This window comes from Nostoc sp. CALU 546 (genome assembly GCF_048836525.1).
In genome coordinates, this window is the sequence record NZ_JAWJTF010000192.1 from 1 (window position 1) to 5,495 (window position 5,495).

The 5,495-nt window shown below is 40.1% G+C and carries 5 protein-coding genes; all 5 read left to right on the forward strand.

All coding sequences use genetic code 11. The features are described from left to right. The coding region (locus RRG12_RS41195; RefSeq protein ID WP_420763164.1) for a TrbI/VirB10 family protein at positions 1-1,148 on the forward strand (1,148 nt) is incomplete at its 5' end. Continuing rightward, entirely contained in the window at positions 1,145-1,888 is a 744-nt protein-coding gene (locus RRG12_RS41200) for a hypothetical protein (protein WP_420761654.1), read from the forward strand. The genes RRG12_RS41195 and RRG12_RS41200, both read left to right, overlap by 4 nt. Before the next feature lie 5 nt (positions 1,889-1,893). Further along, positions 1,894-3,108, forward strand: a complete 1,215-nt coding sequence (locus RRG12_RS41205) for a hypothetical protein (protein WP_420761653.1) — start codon at positions 1,894-1,896, stop codon at positions 3,106-3,108. Positions 3,109-3,136: 28 nt separating this feature from the next. Beyond that, positions 3,137-4,924, forward strand: coding sequence for a type IV secretory system conjugative DNA transfer family protein (locus RRG12_RS41210; RefSeq protein WP_420761652.1), 1,788 nt, complete (start codon positions 3,137-3,139; stop codon positions 4,922-4,924). Between the two features lie 108 nt (positions 4,925-5,032). Then, positions 5,033-5,495, forward strand: a 463-nt coding sequence (locus RRG12_RS41215) for a relaxase/mobilization nuclease domain-containing protein (protein WP_420763165.1), incomplete at its 3' end; no start/stop codon positions are given.

The window sequence follows — 5,495 nt, forward strand, 5'->3', positions numbered from 1 at the left end:
CTTCACCACCAACACCAACAGCTAGACCTGTGGCACAAACACAAAGTTATAGCCCTAGACGATATTACGTTCCGAGTAGAACTAACCAGACTATTTCATCACCACCTCGTAATCAAACATTGCCAAGAATTAGTAATCCTGTTAGGACTGTTACGCCGAAAACAGAAACGCCAACAGACGTGATAGCTGAATTTAATCGACTTCGCAGCTTAGGATCTTACGGAAAAATCGCTTATACACCTACTTCAAATGACCAGCAGATATCAGCAGAGGCAACATCCTTTCAAACGCCGAATACAACACGAATTCAAGTACAGCCACCCAATAGTGCTTATACAACACAGCAAACACGCCCTAACTTCTCTAACAGTACATCCACAGAAATTGAGAAAATTCGCCCTCGTTGGTTAGCCGATTCTAAATCTGATAAACAAATAGCAGATGGTAATTACTTGCCTCAAGAAAACCAAATTCTGCAACAGCGTAAAACTCGCTATTTAGTTGTTGGGGAATTCGCAAATGGTGTTTTAGTGACTCCAGTGGTCAAGCAGCAAAGCGAAAATACTCGCTTCCAACAACAGCAGGCTCCAGATGATAGTAAACGCTATGTTGCTAGATTAACGGCTGATTTGCATGACAACTATGGAAATGTGGCAATTCATAAAGGCACTTTATTGGCCGTTGAACCCCTACAGGTTAATGGTGGCTCTTATGTAAGTGTGCAAGTCACGAGCATTATCAAAGATAACACTGAGTACCCAATTAGTAGCGGTGCAATTTCTGTATTAGGAGAAGGCGGGAAACCGTTGTTAGCTAAACAGTTCCAAGATAAGAAAGGGGGAGGTTCTGACTTGACTGTGGGATTAGTCAGTGGTTTGGGCCAAGTAGGAACAATCCTGAATCAATCTGATTCCAGTAGCAGTGTAATTAATTCTGCTACAGGGACATTTAGCTCTAGCACGACTTCAAACAGCCAGCGCAATATTGGCGGGGCATTCTTGCAAGGTGCTTTTGGCAAGCTTAGTGACACCATTGCTCGTCGTGCAGAAACTTCTAACCAAGAAATCACCGCTCGTCCCAATGTTTGGTATATCCCACAGGGGACGAAGATTACGTTTTTGGTGAATCGTTCTCTGGAGTTGCCATGAAGAAGTTAAAACTCATGACAGCGCTCCAGCTTGGGGTTGCTGCTTTTTTGGCAGTGTGTCTAGTTCCAGTCAAAACCTATGCTCAAAGTACAGTCCGCACTATAAAGCAATCTCAGGTTAGTGGCAGCACTGCCAAGCTGCAAAAAATTAAGGTCTGGAATGGCTCAGGCGTATCAATTTCATTTTATGAAGTCAATGAGATGGTGAAGCGGGTGTGGATTGACGATCCCTCGCAAGTTCTGATTGACACTGATGGTTGTTTAGAGGGAATCGACCAGAACTGTCAAAACAGTAGTGCTGGATTACTTCACTTACGCCGGATTAAAAAGCTTCCGGTTCCAGGACTGCCGCAAACAAGTGCAACTTTGCTTACAGTGATTACTCAAACTGCTTCTGGCTCGCGCAAAGTTTACCATTTTCAAGTTACCCCATCTAATTCCCGTCCTGAATACAGTCAAGTGTCAATTATCTCGGATAAACCATCTTCAAGAGTTACTCGACCCTTATTATCGCCATTAGTACAAACTATCAACACCACAAAACAAATCAGGGCGGGGATGAGCGTAGCGATTAGTAATGGTTTGCTCTCCTCATCTGATGAACTTCACAATCGGATTGAGCAATTCTTGACTCATTTTCAAGCTGGAGAGCAAATGCCTATTGCTGCTGCTCAGGCTGGTGTCTCACTTAATTTAGTTAACAAATTAATCGAGCTTGGACAAAAAAACAGGACAGAGTGACAAATATGAAATCATCAAAGCGTTCGCCCAAAATTACTTTTGACATGATTCGCTATTTAATATTGTTTGGATTGCTAGGAGGATTATTTATTCACAGTTTTTGTCAGTATGGAATTATGAATCAGGCAATTGGATTTTTATTGCCAAAAGCATCAGCACAAGTCCCATTTTTCACTAGCAACAATGGCTTGATTCCAGACTGGTCAAAAATGAAGTTTCAAGACATGATTGTATCTGAATCTGGTCATGTGACTTACCCAACTGACCGAGGGAATCAGACTAGAACTTGGCAAGCTGGACAAAGTATTGGCGATTTTATGGAGCTTGGGGATTTTGAAGATGCCAATTTGAATCTTGAAAAGCTTAACCTCTCGATAATATCTCAGGCATTAGCTATTGATTTAGATGGTTTAAAGCTTGACGATTTTGGAATAATCAAAACTCAAACCCTTAGCGATTTAGTCAAGGCTATACCTGATTTAGCTAATCAATCAGCCAGTAGTGTAGCACCAATAGCTGACTTTTTTCGCCAAATGGGTATCAGCACTAATCAAAGAATTGGTAACGTTGCTAATTATTACAATTTAGATAATATCACTCTCGGCAATGAAATTGATTTGTCTAAATACAAGCTGACATCGATTCCGGGGATTGAAAACTCATCATTTGATGAATTTGCTAATTGGCAAGATACTCTAATTTCAGACATTCCCGGATTAAAGGATTTATCTTGGAATAATTTTCCTAATGTGCCAGAGCCGGATCTTTCTTTCGTTGGGCAAGTAGATTTGCCATTGGGAGATATAGAAGCTAACCGGATTCGCAGCATTTCTGGCAGTTATCAAGAGGGTTTTAATGTCCCTTGCAATCAAAATAATTGCGTCCACTTTGAAGCTTCAGGTCTTGGTCAGACCACTGGAGCGCAATGGATTTCGGGTAAAGTCCAAAAAGTAAAAGGTGGCTATGGAATTTTAGCTGTAGCTAATGGTGGTCTTGAGCCAACAGGTCGTCATCCCTTTGGTAAATCATTTAAACAAGTGGTGTGGGATATAGATGAATCGAGCGGTTCCGTTAACACTGCTATGTTTTTCCGTTTCTGCAAGACTATTCCTTTTGTTGGTCGGACTTGTACTCCCTACTTTATTGGGCCAGTTCCGTTTATCAATTATCACGAAAAAGACCCAATTATTTTTGGTAGTCCCTCTACTGTTCCTAATTAACTATTCTTAATTCCTGAATTTTTGCGTGATGAGCAATAATTTGACTACTTCTACAAACAACCAACCATTTCATTTTGAACAGTTACAAAATCCACATAGTGACATTGGTAAGTACACTCATCATTTATTTAAACCAAGTGGATTAGCAATTATAAGTATGTTGGCTGCTTACATTTTAATGAGAGTATTCTTTGGCGATGGCAGTAATAAAAAGAAGATTGCTACTAGTTACTGGGGAGGTAGTAAAGAAACTGCTGCTGCCAAGAAAAAGGCGCTACAACAAATAAATTCACCCAAATGTGATAGTGCTGCACTTTACATAGGTAAGCATAAATGCAAGGGTGCTAAACAAGAAAGTGGCGCTGGCACTACTTTTTATATTCCTGATGTTCAACGAGGAACGGCGGCAATTGGCGCTCCCGGTAGTGGTAAAACTTTCAGTGCTATTAACCCCGCAATTTACTCTGCCATTGACCAAGGATTTCCGATAATTGCTTATGATTTTAAGTATCCCTCTCAAGCCAAAATAGCTGCTTACGCTAAGGGTCAGGGCTATGATGTTCACATTTTCGCCCCAGGATTTCCAGAATCGGAAGTTTGTAATCCATTGGACTTTTTACGAGACAGTAGTGATGCTGAAACAGCTAGGCAAATCGCTACTGTAATTAATAAAAACTTCCGCATTCTTAGTAATAGTAATGAAGATGGTTTCTTTGCTCCAGCAGGGGATCAGTTGACACAAGCTATCTTGATGCTGACTAAAGAGTTTGGCGAATGCGCTGATGTTATGACTAGTGCCGCCATCCTTTCTTCTGAACTTATGGTGCAAAGATTGATGGCAGCTAATCTCAATCCTTGGATTAAAATTGCCTTTGGTCAGTTGTTCAGTTCCGCCGCAAGTGAAAAAACTGTTGCTGGCATTGTATCTACCGCTAGCATCATGTTCACTCGCTTCATGGCCAAAAATACTATTGGTTGTTTCATTGGTAAGACTACTCTTCCCTTATCAATCAAGGGTAAACAGATGATTATCTTCGGGCTAGACAGAGAACGTCGGGACGCAGTTAGCCCTTTGCTCACCAGTATTTTACACATGACAATTGCTCGGAACATTGCTAAAAAGCGTTTTGACCCTCTTATAGTTGCACTCGATGAACTGCCTTCTCTGTACTTACCAGACTTATTTAAATGGCTGAACGAATCACGCTCTGAGGGGTTCTGCGGTATCCTGGGCTGGCAGAATATGGGGCAGCTTGAGAAAAATTATGGAAAGGAAGTTGCTAAGACTATTCTTGGGGCTTGCGGGACTAAGTTTGTTTTCAATCCTGGTGAAAATGAGTCTGCACAATTATTCTCCAGTTTCTTGGGCGATGAGGAAATCAAGTACAAGCATAAAAGCCGTTCTACAGGCGGGGGAAAAGCAAACACTACTACTAGTGAGCAGGAAAAAACTAAAAAACTCTTTGAGTCAGCCCAGTTTTTGAAGTTGCCTCCAGGTAAATGTGTCTTCATTAATCCTGCTTATTCTAATAAAAATGAGGGGTCGGTTCCTTTGCTAAAATCTCTCAAAATACCTCAAGCTATTCGAGATATTGAAGAATATAACCAGCAGCGATGGGCTAACGTTGTCAGTCTTTTAGCTCGGAAAAGTACTCAAAAATTTCCAACTCAGCAAGACTTAGATATCCGAATTGCTAATATTAACAATCGTTTCCCTTTATCTCAAAATACTCCAGAAGTTTCTAATAACTCTTTGCCTTTGGATATGTCTGAGGTTAGTTCATTGATAGATGTTGAATCAAATGTTTTTATTTAAAAGAGTCATTAACGAATTGTAGATGGGTATAAATCCTCCTTTACATTACCCCAGTTAAAAGTTCCTTGTTCCCTATTTCCCTTTCATTGAGAACTTTTCCTTATGCGAATGATTATTGAAGAATCTGCTATTGAGAGTTTTAGTATCCTTGAAAAAATAGCATGGAATCGAAAGACTTGTTCAGTCAGCTTTTTAGATATTCATGCTGAGACTTCCGAAATCATTGCCAGTTTTCAAGCTCTCTCTTATCGAAGGCCAAAACTTAAAAAAGTTGGCATTTATACCATAATTACTTTAAAAAATCTTCATCAGCCTCTGACAGAAGAATCTTGCCAACAAATTTTAAATCAATATGTTCATGGTATTGGTTGGGATGATTTACAGTTTATTAGCTTTTTGGAAATTACACCTGATTGTCTTCATTTACATATTATCTTTAATCGCGTTACTCCGTTAGGGAAACTTATTGATTTAGCCTGCGTGGGAGCTGATTGGAAACAATATGAAATCCTCCAAAGATGTTGTTCTCACGCTGTGCAAAAATCTTTATCTCAATGGTATCAAGAAAAAC